Raw genomic sequence first — 20,928 nt, forward strand, 5'->3', positions numbered from 1 at the left:
CACCAAGTACTGCCCGTGGGGCCGGGATCTGATCCATATTGGTGTAGACCAGTAGCTGGAGCTTGGCCTAGACCTTTAGGGGTGTCAAGGGTCTAATGAGCGGGTGCTCGGTCCGTTATCGGACCGACACCTGGGGGAGGGAGGAGGCCCGCCCTCCCTCCCGTGTCACGATGTGACCGCACATATCGGAGGAGCCGGTGACGGCAACGAAACTGGAGTCGGGAAGGCGGGCGGCGATGGCCACCGAAGGGGCGATCACGGAGCCGGACAGCGGGGCGGCCACCCGCACGGCACGCGTGCCCAAGTACTACCGACTCAAGCGCCACTTGCTCGATATGACCGAAACCCTTCCACCGGGCACCCCCGTGCCGCCCGAGCGCACGCTCGCGGCCGAGTTCGACACCTCCCGCACCACGGTGCGACAGGCTCTCCAGGAGCTCGTCGTCGAGGGGCGGCTGGAGCGGATCCAGGGGAAGGGCACCTTCGTCGCCAAGCCGAAGGTCTCCCAGCCGCTCCAACTCTCCTCGTACACCGAGGACATGAGGGCCCAGGGCCTGGAACCCACCTCCCAGCTCCTGGACATCGGCTACGTGACGGCCGACGACACCCTCGCCGGCCTCCTCAAGATCGCCACCGGCGGCCGGGTCCTGCGCATCGAACGGCTCCGCCTGGCCAGCGGCGAGCCGATGGCCATCGAGACCACGCACCTGTCGGCCAAGCGCTTCCCCGCGCTGCGCCGGTCGCTGGTCAAGTACACCTCCCTCTACACCGCCCTCGCCGAGGTGTACGACGTGCGCCTCGCCGAAGCGGAGGAGACCATCGAGACCTCGCTGGCCACCCCGCGGGAGGCCGGACTGCTCGGCACCGACGTCGGACTGCCGATGCTGATGCTTTCCCGCCATTCGCTGGACGCCGACGGAGAGCCCGTCGAGTGGGTGCGTTCCGTGTACCGCGGCGATCGTTACAAGTTCGTCGCCCGACTCCAGCGTCCCGCCGTCTGATTCGTAGTTGACTCTCGTTCCGCTATACGGACGGGGGCTTACGTCCAGCGGGCGGTCCCCCGTAGATTCCCTGCGCTTACGCAGATGATCAACGAGGGGACGACGGATCATGACGGAACCAGGCCCGGAAGCAACACGGGCGGTACAGGACGCGGCGAGTCCGGGCACCACGCCGGACTCGCCTTCTCCATCAGGGGCCATGTCCCCCAAGGCCGTGGCCCTGTGGGTGCTGGTCGGCCTCGTGGGGGCCCTCGGCTGGGGCGTGCTGGCGCTCTCGCGCGGCGAGGAGATCTCGGCCGCCTGGCTGCTCGCCGCCGCGCTCGGCTCGTACGCGATCGGCTACCGCTTCTACGCGCGCTTCATCGCGCATCGCGTACTGAAGGTGGACAAGACCCGCGCCACCCCCGCCGAACGCCTTGACAACGGTGTCGACTTCCACCCGACCGACCGACGGGTGCTTTTCGGCCACCACTTCGCCGCCATCGCCGGCGCCGGACCGCTCGTGGGTCCCGTACTCGCCTCGCAGATGGGCTACCTGCCCGGCACCATCTGGATCGTCGTGGGCGTGATCTTCGCGGGCGCCGTCCAGGACATGGTCACGCTCTTCTTCTCCACCCGGCGCAACGGCCGTTCGCTCGGCCAGATGGCCCGGGACGAGATCGGCCCCGTCGGCGGCGCCGCCGCGCTGATCGGCGTCTTCGCCATCATGATCATCCTGCTGGCCGTGCTGGCCCTGGTCATCGTCAACGCGCTGGCGCACTCCCCGTGGGGCGTCTTCTCCATCGGCATGACCATCCCGATCGCCCTCTTCATGGGCTTCTACCTGCGCGTCCTGCGCCCGGGCCGGGTCACCGAGGTCTCCGTCGTCGGTGTGGCGCTGCTGCTGCTCGCCATCGTCGCGGGCGGCTGGGTCGCCGAGTCCTCGCTGGCGGACTTCTTCACCCTGGAGAAGGAGACGCTGGTCCTCTGGATGATCGCCTACGGGTTCGTGGCGTCCGTCCTGCCGGTGTGGATGCTGCTCGCCCCGCGCGACTACCTCTCCACCTTCATGAAGGTGGGCACCATCGGGCTGCTCGCCTTGGGCGTGGTCATCGCCATGCCGACGCTGAAGATGCCCGCGGTCACCGACTTCGCCTCGCGCGGGGACGGCCCGGTCTTCGCCGGCTCGATGTTCCCGTTCGTCTTCATCACCATCGCCTGCGGAGCCCTGTCCGGCTTCCACTCGCTGGTCTCCTCGGGCACCACCCCGAAGATGATCCAGAAGGAGACCCAGGTCAGGGTCATCGGCTACGGCGCGATGCTGACCGAGTCCTTCGTCGCCATCATGGCGATCATCGCGGCCTGCATCATCGACCCGGGCCTGTACTTCGCCATCAACTCCCCCGGCGGCGTCGTCGGCGCCACCGTCGAGACGGCCTCGCAGGCCGTGACGAACTTCGGCTTCGCCATCTCCCCCGAGGCCCTCACCCAGGCCGCGAAGGACGTGGAGGAGACCAGCCTGCTGTCCCGTACGGGCGGCGCTCCGACCTTCGCACTCGGAATGTCGGAGATCTTCTCGGCCGTGATCGGCGGCTCCTCGATGAAGGCGTTCTGGTACCACTTCGCCATCATGTTCGAGGCCCTGTTCATCCTGACGACCGTGGACGCCGGCACCCGCGTGGGCCGCTTCATGCTCCAGGACACCCTCGGCAACGTGCACAAGTCCTTCAAGGACGTCAGCTGGAAGCCGGGCGTCTGGTTCGCCAGCGCGGTCGTCGTCGGCGGCTGGGGCTACTTCCTGTGGGTCGGCGTCAAGGACCCGCTGGGCGGCATCAACCAGCTCTTCCCGCTGTTCGGCATCGCGAACCAGCTGCTCGCGGCGGTCGCCCTGGCCGTCTGCACCACCCTGCTGATCAAGTCCGGCCGGCTCAAGTGGGCCTGGGTGACGGGCGTTCCGCTGGCCTGGGACCTGGCCGTCACGCTCACCGCCAGCTACCAGAAGATCTTCTCCGACAACCCGAAGATCGGCTTCTTCGCGCAGCGGGACGTCTACCAGGACGGGATCGAGGCGGGCAAGGTCCTCAAGCCCGCCAAGAACATGGACGAGATGCACACCGTGGTCACCAACGCCACGGTGGACGGCGTCCTGTCGGTGTTCTTCGCCCTGCTGATCATCATCGTGCTCGTGGACGCCGCCCGCACCTGCCTGGCGGCCATCCGCAAGCCCGAGTCGGTCACGCTCGTCGAGGTCCCGTGGACCGAGTCCAAGCTCGTCGCCCCGGCCGGTCTGATCCCGACCGCCGAGGAGCGTGCGGAGCTCGCCGCCGCCGGCCTCGACTCGGGCGGGGGCCGCGTGAAGGACTCCGTACGGGAACCCGCGTGACGCGCCTGCGCCACGCGCTGGGCCGGGCCCGGTTCTTCGTAAGGGAGTTCTCGGGCGAGGCGGCCTACGACCGCTACGTGGCCCACGCCCGTACGCACGACCCGGACGCGGTGGTCCAGTCGCGCCGGGCCTTCGAACGGGCCCGCACGGACGCCCGCGAGGGCGACCCGCGCGAAGGGTTCCGCTGCTGCTGAACCGGCGCGATCCAGAGAGGCCGCCGCGGCTCCGTCCACCCGACGGAATCGCGGCGGCCTCTTTCCTTGCCCTGACGCACACTCGATGCCATGGACATCATCATCAGGACGGCGGCGACCGCCGAATACGAACAGCTCGGCGAGATCACCGCCCGGGCGTACCTCGACGACGGACTGCTCGACTTCGCCGAGGACGACCCCTACCTGAGCCGGCTGCGCGACGTCGCCGGCCGGGCCCCCGACGGCGAGGTGCTCGTCGCGGAGTACGAGGGCACGCTGCTCGGCGGTGTGACCTTCGCCCCTCCCGGCAGCCCGCTGTGCGATATCGCGGGACCCGGCGAGGCGGAGTTCCGGATGCTGGCCGTCTCCCCGGCGGCCCGCGGGCGCGGCGCGGGCGAGGCCCTCGTACGGGCCTGCGTGGACCGCGCCCGGGAGCTGGAGGGCGTGAGCCACCTGGTGCTGTCGACCACGGAGAAGATGCTCGGGGCGCACCGGATCTACGACCGGCTGGGCTTCGTACGGACGCCCGAGCGGGACTGGTACCCGGTTCCGGGGCTGCCGCTGCTCACCTACCGCCTGGAGCTCTAGCGGCGTACCGCCCGCGAGGAGCGACACAACATGTGGGGGCTACCGCAAGCACCGGCCCCCACATGTATGCTCATGCTCGCTGTCGTCGCAGGGGAATCCGGTGAGAATCCGGAACTGTCCCGCAACGGTATGAAATGCACCGACCCGCTCGGTGCATCCGCAAGTCCGAGGACCTGTCGACAGTGCGCCCGGCTCGACCGAACCGGGTGCAGACACGTCCGGGCCTCGCGGTTGGGCCGGTGGACGCCACGTGGCGCACGCGCACTGCCCTGCCCTGCCAGGCACGCGCTCCCCCACGTGCGCCCCCTCGCGCCCCGCACCAACGGTGACCCCGGAGCCGAGCGAGGGAGAGCTCCCCCCGTGACCATCGCGCCTTCCGCACCGCGCGCCGAGTCCGACCCGTCCACCTACGAGGGTCCGGGGGCCGCGCTCCTGCGCACGCTCACCGAGCTGACCGCCGACCTGCCCGACACCGACCCCGGCCGGGTCGCCGCCGCCGCGCTGCGCGGCCGCAGCGCCGCCGCCGACGAGGCGGAGCTCCGTACGCTCGCCACCGAGGCGGCCGCCGGGCTGATCTCCGAGGACCCGGCGTACTCCCGGCTCGCCGCCCGCCTGCTGACGCTGGCCGTCCGCGACGAGGCCGCCGGCCAGGGTTCCACCTCCTTCTCCGGCTCCGTCGAGGTCGGCCACCGCGAGGGGCTCATCGCCGACCGCACCGCAGACTTCGTACGCCTGCACGCGAACCGGCTCGACGCGCTGGTCGAGCACGCGCTCGCCGAGGGCGCCGACGACCGCTTCGGCTTCTTCGGCCTGCGCACCCTGCACAGCCGCTACCTGCTGCGGCACCCGATCACCCGCCAGGTCATCGAGACCCCCCAGTACTTCATGCTGCGCGTGGCCTGCGGCCTCGCGGAGAACGAGTCCGTCCAGGCCGTCGAGGAAGTCGCCTCCCTCTACCGGCTGATGAGCCGCCTGGACTACCTGCCGTCCTCCCCCACGCTCTTCAACTCCGGCACCCGCCACCCGCAGATGTCCTCCTGCTACCTGCTGGACTCCCCGCTGGACGAGCTGGACTCGATCTACGACCGCTACCACCAGGTCGCGCGCCTCTCCAAGCACGCCGGCGGCATCGGCCTCTCGTACTCCCGCATCCGCGCCCGCGGTTCGCTGATCCGCGGTACGAACGGCCACTCCAACGGCATCGTGCCGTTCCTGAAGACGCTGGACGCCTCCGTCGCCGCCGTGAACCAGGGCGGCCGCCGCAAGGGCGCCGCCGCGGTCTACCTGGAGACCTGGCACGCGGACATCGAGGAGTTCCTGGAGCTCCGCGACAACACCGGCGAGGACCAGCGCCGCACCCACAACCTGAACCTGGCCCACTGGGTGCCGGACGAGTTCATGCGCCGCGTGAACGCCGACGCCGCCTGGTCGCTGTTCTCCCCCGCCGACGTCCCCGAGCTGGTCGACCTGTGGGGCGACGCGTTCGACGCCGCCTACCGCAAGGCCGAGGAGTCGGGCCTGGCCCGCAAGACCATGCCCGCCCGCGACCTGTACGGCCGGATGATGCGCACCCTCGCGCAGACCGGCCAGGGCTGGATGACCTTCAAGGACGCCTCCAACCGCACGGCGAACCAGACCGCCGAGCCCGGCACCGTCGTCCACTCCTCGAACCTCTGCACCGAGATCATCGAGGTCACCAACGACGGCGAGACGGCCGTCTGCAACCTCGGCTCGGTCAACCTCGGCGCCTTCGTGCTGGCAGGAGCCGGCGACGGCCGGGGGGACATCGACTGGGAGCGTCTGGACGAGACCGTCCGCACCGCGGTCACCTTCCTCGACCGCGTCGTGGACATCAACTTCTACCCGACCGAGCAGGCCGGCCGCTCCAACGCCCGCTGGCGCCCGGTGGGCCTGGGCGCGATGGGCCTCCAGGACGTCTTCTTCCAGCTGAAGCTGCCCTTCGACTCCGCCGAGGCGAAGGCCCTGTCCACGAAGCTGTCCGAGCGCATCATGCTCGCGGCGTACGAGGCCTCCTGCGACCTGGCCGAGCGCAACGGCCCGCTCCCCGCGTGGGAGCAGACCCGCACCGCCCGCGGCGTCCTGCACCCCGACCACTACGACGTCCAGCTGAACTGGCCGGAGCGCTGGGACGCGCTGCGCGCCCGCGTCGCGAAGTCCGGGATGCGCAACTCGCTCCTCCTGGCCATCGCCCCGACGGCGACCATCGCCTCCATCGCGGGCGTGTACGAGTGCATCGAGCCGCAGGTCTCCAACCTCTTCAAGCGCGAGACCCTGAGCGGGGAGTTCCTCCAGGTCAACGGCTACCTGGTGCAGGAGCTCAAGCGGCTCGGCGTCTGGGACGCCCAGACCCGCGAGGCGCTGCGCGAGTCCTCCGGCTCGGTCCAGGGCTTCGGCTGGATCCCGGCGGAGGTGCGCGAGCTGTACCGCACGGCGTGGGAGATCCCGCAGCGCGGCCTGATCGACATGGCGGCGGCCCGTACGCCGTTCCTGGACCAGTCCCAGTCGCTGAACCTGTTCCTGGAGACGCCCACCATCGGCAAGCTCAGCTCGATGTACGCGTACGCCTGGAAGCAGGGCCTGAAGACCACGTACTACCTGCGCTCGCGCCCGGCGACGAAGATCGCCCGCGCCGCGTCCGGCTCCGCCGTCCCGGCCGCAGCCACCCCGCTCCCGCAGGCCGTCGACGCCGACGCGCTGGCCTGCTCCCTTGAGAACCCCGAGTCCTGCGAGGCCTGCCAGTAATGTCCGACGTCACCAAGAACCTTCTGGACCCGGGCTTCGAGCTCACCCTGCGCCCCATGCGCTACCCGGACTTCTACGAGCGGTACCGGGACGCGATCAAGAACACCTGGACCGTCGAGGAGGTCGACCTCCACTCGGACGTCGCGGACCTCGCGAAGCTGACCCCCTCCGAGCAGCACATGATCGGCCGGCTGGTCGCCTTCTTCGCGACGGGCGACTCGATCGTCTCGAACAACCTCGTGCTGACCCTGTACAAGCACATCAACTCCCCGGAGGCGCGCCTGTACCTGTCGCGCCAGCTCTTCGAGGAGGCCGTGCACGTCCAGTTCTACCTGACGCTGCTCGACACCTACCTGCCCGACCCGGACGACCGCGCGGCCGCCTTCGACGCCGTCGAGGAGATCCCCTCGATCCGCGAGAAGGCGCAGTTCTGCTTCCGCTGGATGGACTCGGTCGAGAAGATCGACCGCCTGGAGACGGCCGCCGACCGCCGCCGCTTCCTGCTGAACCTGATCTGCTTCGCCGCGTGCATCGAGGGCCTGTTCTTCTACGGCGCCTTCGCGTACGTCTACTGGTTCCGCTCGCGCGGCCTGCTGCACGGTCTGGCGACGGGCACCAACTGGGTGTTCCGGGACGAGACCTGCCACATGAACTTCGCGTTCGAGGTGGTGGACACGGTCCGCAAGGAGGAGCCGGAGCTCTTCGACGACGCCCTCCAGCAGCAGGTCGTCGACATGCTGAAGGAGGCCGTGGAGGCGGAGCTGCAGTTCGGCCGCGACCTGTGCGGTGACGGCCTGCCGGGCATGAACACCGAGTCGATGCGCGAGTACCTGGAGTGCGTCGCGGACCAGCGCCTGGTCCGCCTCGGCTTCGCGCCCATCTACGGCTCGCAGAACCCGTTCACCTTCATGGAGCTGCAGGGCGTCCAGGAGCTGACGAACTTCTTCGAGCGCCGCCCGTCGGCCTACCAGGTCGCGGTCGAGGGCACGGTCGACCTGGACGAGGACTTCTAGGCCTCCGTCATGCGTTGCTAGCGTCCCCGCCCATGGGAAGATCCACCTGGCTCACCAGGTTCTCGGGCGGGGCCGCACTGCTTCTGGCGCAGGTGGCGATCTACGCCTTCGTGGTCAGACCGGGGATGCTCGTGCCCCGTTGGGACGTCGTCATACCGGGGGCGGCGGCGCTCCTGTGCACCGCCGCCTGGCTCACGGGCAGGCTCCGGCAGAAGCGGACCGCGCCGGCGGCCGCCGCAGGACCGGTTCCGGCGCCGCCGGGACGGCTGCGGTGGAGGCGGATAGGACTGCTCCGGCCGTTCGTCCTCGTCTGGTTCCTCTTCTTCGCCCCGATCTTCCTCGCCGATCTCGCCCTGCAGCCCGACGCCGCCGACGCCCGCCGGATATCGGCGCTGCAGGACGCGGGTGCCGTGGTCGACGAGGTCCGCATCACGAACGTGCACGCCCTGCGGAAGGTGGGCGTGTGGAAGGGCCGCCGCAGTGGTTCCACCTACCCGCGGTACTCCGGTGACGTCACCCTCGAAGTGCCGGGGATCCACGGCCCCGAGCGGCTGCGCATCGACGGAGCCCGGCTCGGCCCCTTCGCCTCGAAGAAGGGCGACCACGTCCGGGTGCTCCACGTCCCCGGCAGGCCGGGGCTCGGCGGGTACATCGACGAGGAGTCCGACACCGAACGGCTCGGCACCGGCGGATCCTCCCTGTGGGGTCCGCGCACCCCGCACGGCGGCGGCTTCCTGATCATGATCCCGGTCTTCGCGCTGCTGCCCGTCCTGGGCCTGGGCCTGGCGCGGGTGTTCGTCCAGACCGGCCCCCTGCGCGTGCTCCGCGAGGACGCCCGCGCCGGCGGCCCCCTGCCCGCCGTCCGCGCCGAGGTCACCGCCGCCCTGCGCACGGACACCACCGTCCTCGGCCGGCGCGCGGGGTCCCTGAGCACGAGGTCCAAGTCCTGGCTGGGCCTCACGCTCGTGGACGGCACCGAGATCAAGGCCCGTACCGGCGTCGCCGATGTGGATCACTCCCTGCCCGCGCTCGCCGCCGCGTTCGCCGGGCGGCCCGGCTGGCTGTGCGGCGCCGCCCGCTGGCGGCTGCTCGGGGCCGCTCAGCCCGTCGTGTTCGTCACCGACGACGGCGAGGCGCTCTGGCTCTCGCTCGACCGGGAGACCTTCGAGGAGGTGCTCGCGGACAGCACGGTGGAGCCGGACCCCCGCCGCGGGGTACGGCCCGTCCCGCCGCGCACCCCGGTGGCGGCGGGCTCGCACGTGCCCTGGCTCGCCGCCCTGTGCACCGCCTTCGCCCTGCTGCTGCCGCCCTTGCTGACCCCGTCCACCCACGCGCTGTCCTGGGTGCTGTGCTCGCTGTCGGCGCTCTCCCTCGCGGCGGCCTTCGTGCTGCTGGTCACGGGCCGCCGCCGGGTCCGTGCCAGGGCGACCGGATGGACCGTGACCGCGGAGCGGGACCCGGGCCTCGGCTGACCACGCCCCTGGGCCGCGCGGATCTGGCGGTCGAGGCGGCGCTCGCGCGCAGCCCCGTAGAGCGCGGGTCCCAGGAGCGGGGCGGCGACGGCGAGGACGACGAGGTAGTCGAGGAACGTGTTCATGACCCCACTCTCGCCAGTACGACAGAAACCGGACAGTGGCAGGACTGTCATGAAAGAGCGAATTACTGCCACACTGGGGTCATGCTGAAGCCTTCCCCCCTCAAGAACGTGGCCGTGGCCGTCGTGAACGGCGTCACCCCCTTCGAGATGGGCATCTTCTGCGAGGTCTTCGGGATCGACCGGAGCGCGATGGGGCTGCCCACCTACGACTTCGCCGTCTGCGCGATGGAGGAGAACCCGATCACCGTCGGAGACGGCCATTACAGCCTCACGCTCCCCTACGGACCCGAGCGGCTGGAGGAGGCTGACCTGATCTGCCTGCCCGCCGACCGCCAGGCACCGACCCGCGAGTATCCGGAGCCGCTGCTGGAGGCCCTGCGGCGGGCCGTGGACCGGGGTGCACGGGTGCTGAGCGTGTGCAGCGGGGCCTTCATGCTGGGCGCGGCCGGGCTGCTGGACGACCGGCGCTGCACCACGCACTGGATGCACGCCGAGACCCTGGCCCGCCGCTTCCCGCGGGCCAAGGTCGACCCGGACGTGCTCTACGTGGACGAGGGCCAGGTGATCACCTCGGCCGGCACCGCCTCCGGGATCGATGCCTGCCTGCACCTGGTCCGGCAGGAGCAGGGCGCCGAGGTGGCCAACACCATCGCCCGGCGGATGGTCGTACCGCCGCACCGGGACGGCGGGCAGGCGCAGTACATCCAGCGTCCGCTGCCCCGCACCTCCTGCGACACGGTGGGCGAGGTGATCGGCTGGATGGGCCGCCACCTGGAGGAGGAGATCACGGTCGAGCAGCTCGCGGAGCGGGCGCACATGTCCCCGCGGACCTTCGCCCGGCGCTTCCTCCAGGAGACCGGGACCACCCCGTACCAGTGGGTGCTGCGCCAGCGGGTCCTGCTGGCGCAGGAGCTGCTGGAGGCCACCGACGAGACGGTGGACGCGATCGCGGGCCGCTGTGGCTTCGGTACCGCGGCCGCCCTGCGCCACCACTTCCTGAGGACGCTGAGCACCACTCCGAACGCCTTCCGCCGTGCGTTCCGGGGCCCGTCCGCGGCCTGACGTCCGGCCGTGGACTCAGCTGATCGAGAACTTCCCCCGTCTTGATCGTTTTCGCCCTACGGTTTGGTGGTTCACATACGACAGGGGGGTTCCCATGACTCGCGCCATCCGGACCGTCGGCCGGCACCCGGCCACGGCCGACCCGAGCGACCTCGGCTGGGACTAGGCCGCGCCGCGCCGTCCCGAGCGAAAGGCGCCCCGCTCCTGACCGGAGCGGGGCGCCTTTCGCGCATCGCGTGTCGCGTGTCGCGTGTCGCGTGTCGCGTGTCGCGTGTCGCGTGTCGCGTATGTCGTACGGGAGCGTGCGGCTACGCGTTCGGAACCGTCTCGTAGCGCGGGGTGCCCTCTTCCATCTGCCGCAGCGCATCCTTGCGGTCCCGCTTCGAGAGCCGGTCGATGTACAGGTAGCCGTACAGGTGGTCGGTCTCGTGCTGGAGGCAGCGCGCGAAGTAGCCGGTGCCCCGCACCTTGATCGGGTTGCCCTGCGCGTCCTGGCCGGTCACCTCGGCGTAGTCCGGGCGGGCCAGCGAGGCGTAGGCGGTCGGGACCGACAGGCAGCCCTCGTTCGAGTCGTCCAGGACACGGGCGCCGGCCGGCAGCTCGACGAGCTTCGGGTTGATCACCACGCCCGTGTGACGGTTGCCGTCGTCGTCCGGGCAGTCGTAGACGAAGACCTTGGCGTCGACGCCGATCTGGTTCGCGGCGAGGCCCACGCCCTCGGCGGCCTTCTGGCTGGCGAACATGTCGTCGATGAGCTGCGCCAGCTCGTCGCCGAACTCGGTGACGTCCTTGCACTCCCGGTGCAGGACCGGGTTGCCGACCACCGTGATCGGGCGGGCGGTGCCGCGCTCGCGGTGGGCGAGCTCGCGCGCCTCACAGTCCTCGGTGTCGACGACGTACCCGTCGTTCACGCTCTCGACAACGTCGTTCTCCTGCTGCGCCATGTCCGCCGTACGCCTTCCGTAAGTCCACCAGTCACCGATGTGCCGGTACAGACTACGGCCCCGGCTCAGCAGACCTCTTCGAGATCCCGCCACTCCCGGCTGTCCGGACTGTCCGCGACCCAGCCGTCGAGCAGCCCGCGCACCAGGCCCGCCGGCGCCGCGATCCCGCACTCCCGCTCGGGCACCCACAGGGATCCGGACCCCGCCGTACGGTGGCCCAGCGGGCCGGGGTGGCCCGGTTCGCTGTGGTCGTGCGGGTCCAGGTGCTCGCCGTCGCCCTCGCCGCTCGGCATGGCGCTCTCCGAGCAGGTCCGGCACAGCAGCCGCACCGAGGAGGACCAGTCCTCGGCGGCGAAGCCGGCGTCGGAGGCCAGCTGCTCCAGGGCGTTGCGGTCGGCCTCGGTGGCCGCCTCCAGGAGCACCACCCAGGTCGGCACCGGGGAGGGCGCCCACAGCTCGATCTCGTCGAAGACGGGGTACGAGGGCCCGGCCGCGGTGATGCGCTCGCCGTGCGGGACCCCGTCGTGCAGGACGACCTCGCCCCAGCGCCGCCCCGAGGAGGGCAGCGGGATCGACAGGACCTCCATGCGGGCCGGGTCCAGCCTGCGGCCCCAGACCACCTCGGCCTCGCCCTCGGGCGACAGCCGCACGGCCGCGCTCCCGAGCTCCATGCCGACCGGTTCGCCGTGGGCGTGGCCGCTCCCGCTCGCGGCGTGCGGGTCTCCGGGCACCTTCAGCCCGTACGCCTGCCAGGCGCGGCGGGCCAGCGGCCAGTCCTGCAGGGCGGTCGCGGCGATTCCGACGTTCCACCAGTCCGGGGCGCCGGTCTCCCGGTCGAGCAGGGCCACGGCGCGCAGCCCGGCGGCCCGCGCCTGCTCCCAGTCGTGGCGGAACTTGTGGAGCAGCGCCAGGTTGAACCAGGACTCGGACAGCCAGGGTTCCAGGTCCGCCGCTCTGGTCAGCAGCGCGCCCGCGTCCTCGTACCGACCGTCGCCGATCAGCGTGAACGCGCGGTCGGTGGCCTGCCGCCACGAGGCGGAGGGCCGATGCCGTACCTTCCCGAAGATCCTCACGATTCCCGCCTGCCGGACACTCTTGCTCGGGACACTCCTGCTGCGAACACTCCTGCTGGGAACACTCTCACTGGCATCCAACCATGCCCACTCGGACGGCCGCTCATTACCCATGGGTTACCCAGGCGGGACGGGTACGACTCTGGCACGTCCGCCCCGGGCGAGCACCCTGGCGAGACACTCCACGACTTCCGGCTGGTAGTCGTGCCCGGTCCCCAGGCGCAGCCGCTCCAGGGCCTCCAATGAGCCGCCCGGGTGACGGGCACCGCCGGCGAGATCGTCGTACGCGTTGACCGCGCGCACGATCCGGGCGGCGACGGGCTGGTCGCGGTACGGGTCCGCCTGCAGTTCCACGACCACCGCGACCTCGTGCGGGACCCCCGTCTGGCGGGCCACCTCGCCGCCGAGCCCGGCGATCCGGCGTGCCTCGGCCTCGGGCAGCTCGGCGGTGGCCCCGTCCGGGACCGGGTCGACGAGGGAGAGCTGCCCGATGTCGTGCATGAGGGCGGCGTACTCCAGCACCGTGATCTCCCGCTCCGAGAGGCCCAGCTCCCGGCCCACGGCGACGCTGAGCGCGGCGACCCGGCGGGAGTGGCCGGGCCGGGTGTAGCCGGCGATCTCGGTGGCGCGGGCGAGGGAGGTGATGGTCTGGCGGTAGGTGGTGCGGATGGCGGTGATCCGGTGGAAGGACATCTGGGTCAGCAGCAGCGGGACGCTGAAGACGGGGACCGCCCACAGGCCGGCGACGGCGACCCCGAGGGCCATGACCACGCCCGTGGCGCAGATCGCGGAGCCGATGCCCAGCTGGGCGCGGAGCTCGTCGCGGAGCAGCGGGGCGAACGGCCAGCCGGTCCGCGCCCCGGCGAGGGCGGCGCCGAGGACGGCGTCGCACAGGGCCGTGAGCCCGAGGAGGAGGACCAGGAAGAGCGCGAGGTACGGGCCCTGGCCGACCCAGCGCTCCAGCTGCCCGGAGTTGTAGAGCGGCTGGAAGCAGACGGCGGCGAAGGTGACGGTGAGGACGCGGCGGGCCAGGTGGTCGAGGGCGGGTCCGCGGCCCCGGGCGATGTGCGGGACGATCCCGAGGAGCGCGGCCGTGACCACCACGGCGACGATCTGCAGGACCCCGTGGTGGGTGGGGGCCCCGGCGTTCTGCCCGAGCAGGGCGTACGCGAGCGCCCCGGCGGATCCGAGCGGCGCGGGCTGCTGACGGGCGGCGTCGCCGCTGTCCCGGCGGGCGAGCTCGCCGATGGTGATCAGGGCGCCGAAGGCGAGAGCGTTGCCCGGCTCGGTCAGGCCGGTCCAGACGGTGTGCCCGAGCGCGGCCACGGTGAGCACCCCGGCGGCCCCGCGGACGATGCCGACGGCCCAGCCCCTCACGCCTTGGCTCCCGCGGCGGGGGCGGACGGGGAGCCGGGGGGTCCCGGCGCCTCCGTGGCGGCCGCTCCGGGCTCCGCGGCGGGCCCGGGCACGCAGTGGCAGGGGTCCCCGGCCGCGGCGCCCTGGAGCGGGCCGCTCCCGGCCGCGCGGGCCTGGGACGCGGCGCCGCCCGGGGCGGCCTGGGCGGGCAGTCCGGTCAGCGCGGCGCCGGCGGGCACGGCTTCGCGCACGGCCCCCTGCGCCCCGGCGGCGGGAGCCTGGCCGTCGCCGGCCGGGATCACCTGGAGGTCGTCGTCCGAGGTCACCTTCGGATGCCAGCCCTGCCGGTCGATGGCGTCGACCAGCGCCCGCACCATGTCCGGGTCGAACTGGGCCCCCGCGCAGCGTTCCAGCTCGGCGAGGGCGACCCCGACCGGCCGGGCCCTGCTGTACGACCGGGTCGAGGTCATCGCGTCGAAGGCGTCGGCGACCGCCACGACCCGGGCGAGCACCGGGATCTGTTCCCCGGTCAGCCCGTACGGGTAGCCGGAGCCGTCCACCCGCTCGTGGTGGTGCAGGATCGCCGCGCGGGCCTCGCCCAGGAAGCCGATGCCGCGCACCATCTCGTGTCCGTATTCGGGGTGAAGTTCGATGATCTTGCGCTCTTCGGGGGTCAGCGGTCCGTCCTTGCGCAGCAGCCGGGTCGGGACGCCGAGCTTGCCCACGTCGTGGAGGATGCCGGCGATGCGGACGACTTCGAGGCGTTCCTCGCCCATGCCCAGCTCGCGGGCGATCATCGCCGAGGCCTGCCCGACCCGCTCGCTGTGGCCTCGCGTGTAGCGGTCCTTGATGTCGACGGCCTGGACCAGGGCCCTGATGGTGGCCTGGTGGGCGGCGCGCTCGCGGTGGTACTGGGCGAAGACCCAGCAGGAGATGTACATCGGCAGCATGACGAGCAGTGCGGCCGGGAGTCCGTACGGGCTGCGCCACATGACGGCCATCATCAGTCCGGCGAGGCCGTGCACGCAGTGCGGGGCGAGGGACCGGGTCGCGAGGCCCCGCCAGGCGGTGGTGGCGGCGCGGCGTTCGGCGGCGGCCAGGATGCAGCCGTCGAGGGCGGTCAGCACCAGGCAGAAGGCGACGGCCGCGGCGGCGGCGGGGAGCATCACGTACGGGAAGTCGGCGACCCAGGCGGCCGGGCCCGACGGGCCCGTCGATCCCACGACCCCCTCCGGGCCCGATGGCCCGGTCCCGCCGAAGGAGCCCGTGCCCAGCGCCCCCGGCCCGCCCAGGAGCCCGTAGACCTGCCCGGCGGTCCAGGCGGCTATGGACTGCTGCGCCCCGTGCCAGATGCGCCGCACCCATGCGGGCCGCGCCGTCACGGTCCCGGCGAATCCGCCGGGCAGTGCGACGAGGGCGGCGGCGGCCGGCGGCAGGAGGAACACGGCGGCCAGCACCACCGGGAAGAAGGAGCCGAGGCCCTCGGGCACCCGGCGGCCCATGAGCGGGCACACCTTGACGAGTTCGCAGCCGAGGTAGAGCACGGAGAGCAGGCCGATGGAGGGCCACGGGGTGGCGGAACCGGTGACGGCCGGGGCGACGCACGCGAGGGCGGCCAGGACGGCGCACAGGACGCAGGCGCGCGCCAACGGCGGAAGTACCCGCATGGCGCTCTCCTCCCCCTGAGCCGTGCAAGTCAGGTACGAATCAAACCAGTACCGAATGGGGAGAATAAGTGGGCCCGGGAGCGAGGTGGGCCACATTTTTGCATTGCACCATGCGGACGCCCCCGGATTACCACCTTCGAGTGAAGGAAGTGCCCTTCCGGGGGCGGCTGTTCGGGATTGTTCAATCGGGTACTACTTCACCGGCGAACATGGCCGGTTTTCAACTTTTTCAGCCCGCCGCTGATCCCGGCATCGGCTCGACGGCGACGGCCGGCTCGGGCGGTGCGGCCGTAATGTCATGATCGGGCACGGCCTGCCCCGAACGGATCAGCTCGATCCGTCCCATCACCTTCGAGCGCAGATCGGTCGGCACGTCGTCCGATCCGCAGCAGCGCTTGACCAGCTTCTTCACGGCCTGTTCCAGGCCGTACTTCTCCAGACAGGGATTGCACTCGCCGAAGTGCGCCTCGAACTTCGTGCAGTCGCTGTCGGGCATCTCCTGGTCCAGGAACTCATAAAGGTGGTCCAGGACCTCGGAGCACTCCGTCTCGTGCGCATCTCCGCAGCTCATGAGCCCGAGCCTTTCAGGTCGTTCGACTCTCCCGCGCCGGCCGGGACGAGCCCGCGCTCACGGGCGTAGTCCTCAAGCATTCCACGGAGTTGACGGCGGCCACGGTGCAGTCGCGACATGACCGTACCGATGGGTGTACCCATGATGTCTGCGATCTCCTTGTACGCAAAGCCCTCTACGTCGGCAAGATAGACCGCGATGCGGAACTCTTCCGGAATGGCCTGGAGCGCTTCCTTCACGTCGGAATCGGGCAAGTGATCGAGAGCCTGCGACTCGGCGGAACGCAAGCCCGTCGACATGTGCGACTCGGCGCGCGCAAGCTGCCAGTCCTCGATCTCCTCCGCCGCACTGCGCTGGGGTTCGCGCTGCTTCTTGCGGTACGAGTTGATGAAGGTGTTGGTCAGAATGCGGTACAGCCACGCCTTCAGGTTGGTGCCCTCGCGGAACTGGTGGAAGGACGCGTACGCCTTCGCATACGTCTCCTGGACCAGGTCCTCGGCGTCGGCCGGATTGCGCGTCATGCGCAGGGCGGCCGAGTACATCTGGTCGAGGTAGCCGAGGGCGTCCCTCTCGAAGCGCGCATTGCGCTCCGGGGTCGTCTCCTCCGCGTGGCCTTCGTCGGTCCCGGCGACAGGACCCACCTCCTCCGACTGCGTGGCGACTCCGAAAGCGGACCCGCTCGAATCGGAGAATAGTCGACCATCCCGGTCGGCCGCCGCCCGAACCGAGCCGCGCTTGGGCGCGGGCAGCACTGTCCAGTCCAGGTCAGCGGCCTGCGGACGGTTCTGGCTGATGACCTGGGTCATGCGTTGCCTCTCCTCCGACGTGTTCCTGTGCGTACCGACATCCGGGACAACAGACGGCCTGGGTGACGCATTCCCCGTCAGGGCGCGGTTTCCGGACCAAAGTCACCCGGGGACCCGGTCGTACGTCACACCGGGAGCCGCCCGAGCCACGCGGCCACCGCCCCGGTGATCACTGCCAGGGCCTCCTCCTGCGTGGGACCGGTCTTCTTCGGCACGGCGAAGCCGTGGTCCCCGCCCTCCACTTCCACCAGCTCGTACGAGGCTCCGCGCGCTCCCCGCTCCGGGAACTCCTCCGGCCGCCCGAAGGCGTCGCGTCCCCCCTGGACCACCAGCGCCGGCCGCCCGGCGCCCAGCAGCTCCTCTGCCCGGGACTTCTCCGGCCGGCCCGGCGGGTGCAGCGGGAAGGCCAGCGCGAGCACCCCGGCCGCGCCCAGCTCCGCGGCGGTCCGGCAGGCCACCCGGGCCCCGGCGCTGCGGCCGCCCGCGACGACGGGCAGCCCGGGCTCCGCGAAGGCGGGCCACAGGGCGTTCCAGCCCGCGTCCAGCACCTTGGGCGCTGCGGCGACCTTCTTCCCGGCGACCCGCCAGGGCTGTTCGGCGAGCGCCACGGTGACACCCAGGGCGGGCAGGGCCGCGGCCAGGGCCTGGAGGTCCCGGGCCTCGATCCCGCCTCCGGCTCCGTGGCCCAGGGCGAGCACCAGGCGGGCCTTGCCCGCCGGGGCCGGGTGCCAGGTGATGCGGGCCTCGCCCGCCGGGGTGTCGATGCTCTCGGTGCGCTCGGTGCGCGTGCTGCTCATGCCCCGATCATGCCGTCGGCGGCGACCGGAGGAGTGACGCCGGGGCCGTGCGGAGCGCCGGGTCAGTCCTGAACGCCGGGCCCGCCCGGAAGCCGGGCCCGTCAGAAGAGCGTGCCCTCCTCCGGCCCTTCCAGTTCCTCCAGCAGTTCGGGCCCGTTGTTGCGGACGTTGCTCGCGGCCGTGGACACCGGATAGGCGCGCATCAGCCCGCCGGGCGGAGGGGCCAGCAGGGCCTGGAGCTCGTCGGGGTCGGTCCGCGCCGGGTCCAGCCACGCGTCCCACCGGTCCGGGGTGAGCATCAGCGGCATCCGGGGGTGGATGTCGGCGAGCGAGCGCGGACCCTCGGCGGGGGCGACGCCGAGCGGGCCGGTCTCGGCCTCGGCGGTGATCACCGAGCAGGTCGCCCACCAGGCGAGCGGGTGCTCGTCGGGCACGGTCCGGTCGCGCCAGAACTCGTATATCCCGGCCATGGCGAAGACGGAGCCGTCGGAGGGGAGGACGAAGTAGGGCTGCTTGCGCGTCCGCTTCTTCTTGCCCTCGACCTCGAGCTGCCGCTCGTCGTGGGCGGTGACCCACTCGTAGTAGCCGTCGGCCGGGATGATGCAGCGGCGCTGCGCGAAGGGGCGGCGGAAGGACGGCTTCTCCGCGATGGTCTCGGACCGGGCGTTGATCATCCGGGCGGCGCCGTCGGGATTCTGGGCCCAGGACGGGACGAGCCCCCATTTCAGGACCCTCAGCTGGCGAACCGGACGCCGGCTCGGAGCGTCTTTCAAAGGACGGTCGAGGACGACGTGGACCTCTTTCGTCGGAGCCACGTTCCAGTCGGGCGCCAGGGTCTCCTCCGGCTCCCACCGCTCCACCCCGAAGACCTCGGCCAGCTCCTCCGGCCCTCGACTCGCTGCATACCTTCCGCACATGGCTGCCACACTGCCATGTCACCCGATCGCCACCACAAGGAGTCCGCCACCTCATGAACACCAGCACCACGGCCGGCCTGTGGGACCGGCTCACCGGCATACAGGCGGCGCCCGACCAGTGGCTGGTGATCGCGACGGGGCTGGCGGCGCTCGTCGCGGTGGGGCCCCGGCCGGTGTGGCGGCTGTCGCGCAACGCGATCACCATCGCGCACGAGGGCGGTCACGGACTGCTGGCGCTGCTGACGGGCCGCAGCCTGGACGGGATCCGGCTGCACTCGGACACCAGCGGGGTCACCGTCAGCCGCGGCAAGCCCACCGGCCTCGGCATGGTCCTCACCGCCGCCGCCGGGTACACGGCGCCCTCCCTGCTCGGCCTCGGCGGGGCGGCCCTGCTGTCGGCGCACCGGATCACCCTGCTGCTGTGGGTGGCGACCGCCCTGCTGCTGGCGGTCCTGGTGATGATCCGCAACGCGTACGGGCTGCTGACGGTGCTGGTCACGGGCGCCACCTTCGTCCTGGTCTCCTGGCTGGCCCCCGCGGACGTGCAGGCGGTCTTCGCCTACGCCGTGGTGTGGTTCCTGCTCCTCGGCGGCGTCCGGCCCGTCTTCGAGCTGGGGGCGAAGCGCCGTGGCGGCGGAGCCCCCGACTCCGACGCGGACCAGCTCGGACGGCTCACCCACGTGCACCCGGTGGTGTGGCTGCTGCTCTTCCACGTGGTGGCGCTCTGCTCGCTCATCGGCGGCGGCCGCTGGCTGCTGGTCCTCTGATCCGTTCCGGCCCGGCGCGCGTCCGCCCGCCGAGACTCCCCCGGTGATCAAGATCTGTGGCCGTGGGAAGCCACTAAAGTGGTGGCCATGACCGAGACCCCCGCGCTCCCCGCCCTCTGGCCCGCCCCGCTCGCCGACACCGCCGTCCAGGCCACCGTCACCGTGCCCGGGTCGAAGTCGGTCACCAACCGCGCGCTCGTGCTCGCCGCGCTCGCCTCCGAGCCGGGCTGGGTGCGCCGCCCGCTGCGTTCGCGCGACTCGCAGCTGATGTCCGACGCGCTGCGCGCCCTGGGCGTCGGCATCGAGGAAACGGTCTCCTCCAGCTCCGCCGGCGAGGGCCAGGCCGGTGAGGCCTGGCGGATCATCCCGACCGCGCTGCACGGACCGGCCACGGTCGACGTCGGCAACGCGGGCACGGTCATGCGCTTCCTGCCGCCCGTCGCCACCCTCGCCTCCGGCGACATCCGCTTCGACGGGGACCCGCGCTCCTACGAGCGCCCCCTGGGCCAGGTCATCACGGCGCTGCGCACGCTCGGCGCCCGCATCGACGACGACGGCCGCGGGGCGCTGCCGCTGACCGTCCAGGGCGGCGGGGCCCTGGAGGGCGGGACCGTGGAGATCGACGCGAGCAACTCCTCGCAGTTCGTCTCCGCGCTGCTGCTCTCCGCCCCGCGCTTCAACCAGGGCGTCGAGGTCCGGCACGTGGGCACCAACCTGCCGTCCATGCCGCACATCCGGATGACGGTGGAGATGCTGCGCGCGGCGGGCGCTCAGGTCGACACCCCCGAGTCCGGCGGCGAGAAGAACGTCTGGCGGGTCGCCCCCGGCGCCCTGCTCGGCCGCGATCTGGTCGTGGAGCCGGACCTCTCCAACGCGCAGCCCTTCATGGCGGCGGCCCTGATCACCGGCGGCACGGTCACCATCCCGGACTGGCCGCGCCGCACCACGCAGCCCGGTGACGCGCTGCGCCGGATCTTCACGGAGATGGGCGGCTCCTGCGAGCTGACGGACGCCGGCCTGGTCTTCACCGGCACCGGCAAGATCCACGGCATCGACGTGGACCTCAGCGAGGTCGGGGAGCTCACCCCGGGCATCGCGGCGGTCGCGGCGCTAGCCGACTCGGAGTCCGTGCTGCGCGGGGTCGCGCACCTGCGGCTGCACGAGACGGACCGGCTGGCGGCGCTCACCAAGGAGATCAACGGGCTGGGCGGCGATGTCACGGAGACCGCGGACGGTCTGCGGATCCGGCCGCGCGCCCTGCACGGCGGCACGTTCCACACGTACGACGACCACCGGATGGCCACGGCCGGCGCGGTGATCGGCCTGGCGGTGGAGGGCGTGCTCATCGAGAACGTGGCGACGACCGCGAAGACCCTGCCGGACTTCCCGAAGATGTGGGCGGACATGCTCGCCCGGGCCGAAGCGGCTCCGGCAGGCGTGGGAGCGTAGG

General features: G+C 71.7%; 18 protein-coding genes and 1 riboswitch. Of the genes, 10 read left to right on the top strand and 8 right to left on the bottom strand.

Going from position 1 to position 20,928, the window contains the following annotated elements; genetic code table 11:
• The first annotated feature begins 236 nt into the window (after positions 1-236).
• The 8 genes from OG898_RS05385 (at position 237) to OG898_RS05420 (ending at position 10,580) form a co-directional block, all read left to right on the top strand.
• Positions 237-1,001, top strand: coding sequence for a GntR family transcriptional regulator (locus tag OG898_RS05385; RefSeq protein ID WP_250750353.1), 765 nt, complete (start codon positions 237-239; stop codon positions 999-1,001).
• 199 nt (positions 1,002-1,200) lie between these two features.
• Positions 1,201-3,363, top strand: a complete 2,163-nt coding sequence (locus OG898_RS05390; protein WP_250750352.1) for a carbon starvation CstA family protein — start codon at positions 1,201-1,203, stop codon at positions 3,361-3,363.
• Positions 3,360-3,557, top strand: a complete 198-nt coding sequence (locus OG898_RS05395) for a YbdD/YjiX family protein (RefSeq protein ID WP_250750351.1) — start codon at positions 3,360-3,362, stop codon at positions 3,555-3,557. Before OG898_RS05390 ends, OG898_RS05395 begins: the two co-directional genes overlap by 4 nt.
• A 90-nt stretch (positions 3,558-3,647) precedes the next feature.
• Positions 3,648-4,145: a GNAT family N-acetyltransferase gene (locus OG898_RS05400; RefSeq protein WP_250750350.1), complete on the top strand. Its 498-nt coding sequence runs from the start codon at positions 3,648-3,650 to the stop codon at positions 4,143-4,145.
• A 91-nt stretch (positions 4,146-4,236) separates the two neighbouring features.
• Positions 4,237-4,319: riboswitch (cobalamin riboswitch) on the top strand.
• A 186-nt stretch (positions 4,320-4,505) separates the two neighbouring features.
• Complete coding sequence (locus tag OG898_RS05405) at positions 4,506-6,908, top strand: ribonucleoside-diphosphate reductase subunit alpha (protein WP_250750348.1); 2,403 nt, start codon at positions 4,506-4,508, stop codon at positions 6,906-6,908.
• Complete coding sequence (locus OG898_RS05410; RefSeq protein ID WP_266955299.1) at positions 6,908-7,921, top strand: ribonucleotide-diphosphate reductase subunit beta; 1,014 nt, start codon at positions 6,908-6,910, stop codon at positions 7,919-7,921. Before OG898_RS05405 ends, OG898_RS05410 begins: the two co-directional genes overlap by 1 nt.
• 32 nt (positions 7,922-7,953) lie before the next feature.
• Positions 7,954-9,393: a hypothetical protein gene (locus OG898_RS05415; protein ID WP_266955301.1), complete on the top strand. Its 1,440-nt coding sequence runs from the start codon at positions 7,954-7,956 to the stop codon at positions 9,391-9,393.
• 206 nt (positions 9,394-9,599) lie between these two features.
• Positions 9,600-10,580 carry a helix-turn-helix domain-containing protein gene (locus OG898_RS05420; RefSeq protein ID WP_250750342.1) on the top strand — a complete coding sequence of 327 codons (981 nt, stop codon included), beginning with the start codon at positions 9,600-9,602 and terminating at the stop codon, positions 10,578-10,580.
• A gap of 308 nt (positions 10,581-10,888) precedes the next feature.
• Here the strand turns inward: OG898_RS05420 and def are convergent, their stop codons facing one another.
• The 8 genes from def to OG898_RS05460 all read right to left on the bottom strand — a co-directional run bounded on the left by def (position 10,889) and on the right by OG898_RS05460 (position 18,711).
• Positions 10,889-11,524, bottom strand: coding sequence for a peptide deformylase (def, locus tag OG898_RS05425; protein ID WP_250750340.1), 636 nt, complete (start codon positions 11,522-11,524; stop codon positions 10,889-10,891).
• 65 nt (positions 11,525-11,589) lie between these two features.
• Positions 11,590-12,597, bottom strand: coding sequence for a hypothetical protein (locus OG898_RS05430; protein ID WP_250750338.1), 1,008 nt, complete (start codon positions 12,595-12,597; stop codon positions 11,590-11,592).
• Between the two features lie 117 nt (positions 12,598-12,714).
• Positions 12,715-13,974 carry an HD-GYP domain-containing protein gene (locus OG898_RS05435; RefSeq protein ID WP_250750337.1) on the bottom strand — a complete coding sequence of 420 codons (1,260 nt, stop codon included), beginning with the start codon at positions 13,972-13,974 and terminating at the stop codon, positions 12,715-12,717.
• Entirely contained in the window at positions 13,971-15,620 is a 1,650-nt protein-coding gene (locus OG898_RS05440; RefSeq protein WP_250750336.1) for an HD-GYP domain-containing protein, read from the bottom strand. The genes OG898_RS05435 and OG898_RS05440 overlap by 4 nt, the downstream gene beginning before the upstream one ends.
• A gap of 229 nt (positions 15,621-15,849) precedes the next feature.
• Positions 15,850-16,191 (bottom strand): mycothiol system anti-sigma-R factor, encoded by a 342-nt coding sequence (gene rsrA / locus OG898_RS05445; RefSeq protein WP_250750335.1) that lies wholly within the window; start codon positions 16,189-16,191, stop codon positions 15,850-15,852.
• Positions 16,188-16,832: a sigma-70 family RNA polymerase sigma factor gene (locus tag OG898_RS05450; RefSeq protein WP_008741505.1), complete on the bottom strand. Its 645-nt coding sequence runs from the start codon at positions 16,830-16,832 to the stop codon at positions 16,188-16,190. The genes rsrA and OG898_RS05450 overlap by 4 nt, the downstream gene beginning before the upstream one ends.
• Before the next feature lie 290 nt (positions 16,833-17,122).
• Positions 17,123-17,794, bottom strand: a complete 672-nt coding sequence (locus tag OG898_RS05455) for an alpha/beta family hydrolase (protein WP_250750334.1) — start codon at positions 17,792-17,794, stop codon at positions 17,123-17,125.
• 101 nt (positions 17,795-17,895) lie between these two features.
• Positions 17,896-18,711 carry an SOS response-associated peptidase gene (locus tag OG898_RS05460; RefSeq protein ID WP_250750332.1) on the bottom strand — a complete coding sequence of 272 codons (816 nt, stop codon included), beginning with the start codon at positions 18,709-18,711 and terminating at the stop codon, positions 17,896-17,898.
• A gap of 53 nt (positions 18,712-18,764) precedes the next feature.
• On the opposite strand from OG898_RS05460, the gene OG898_RS05465 reads away from it, so the two are divergent.
• Complete coding sequence (locus OG898_RS05465; RefSeq protein ID WP_250750330.1) at positions 18,765-19,478, top strand: M50 family metallopeptidase; 714 nt, start codon at positions 18,765-18,767, stop codon at positions 19,476-19,478.
• A gap of 87 nt (positions 19,479-19,565) precedes the next feature.
• Entirely contained in the window at positions 19,566-20,927 is a 1,362-nt protein-coding gene (gene aroA / locus OG898_RS05470) for a 3-phosphoshikimate 1-carboxyvinyltransferase (protein WP_250750328.1), read from the top strand.
• The last annotated feature ends 1 nt before the right edge of the window (position 20,928 follow it).

It is taken from the genome of Streptomyces sp. NBC_00193, assembly GCF_026342735.1.
In the GTDB taxonomy this organism is placed as follows: domain Bacteria; phylum Actinomycetota; class Actinomycetes; order Streptomycetales; family Streptomycetaceae; genus Streptomyces; species Streptomyces stoeckheimensis.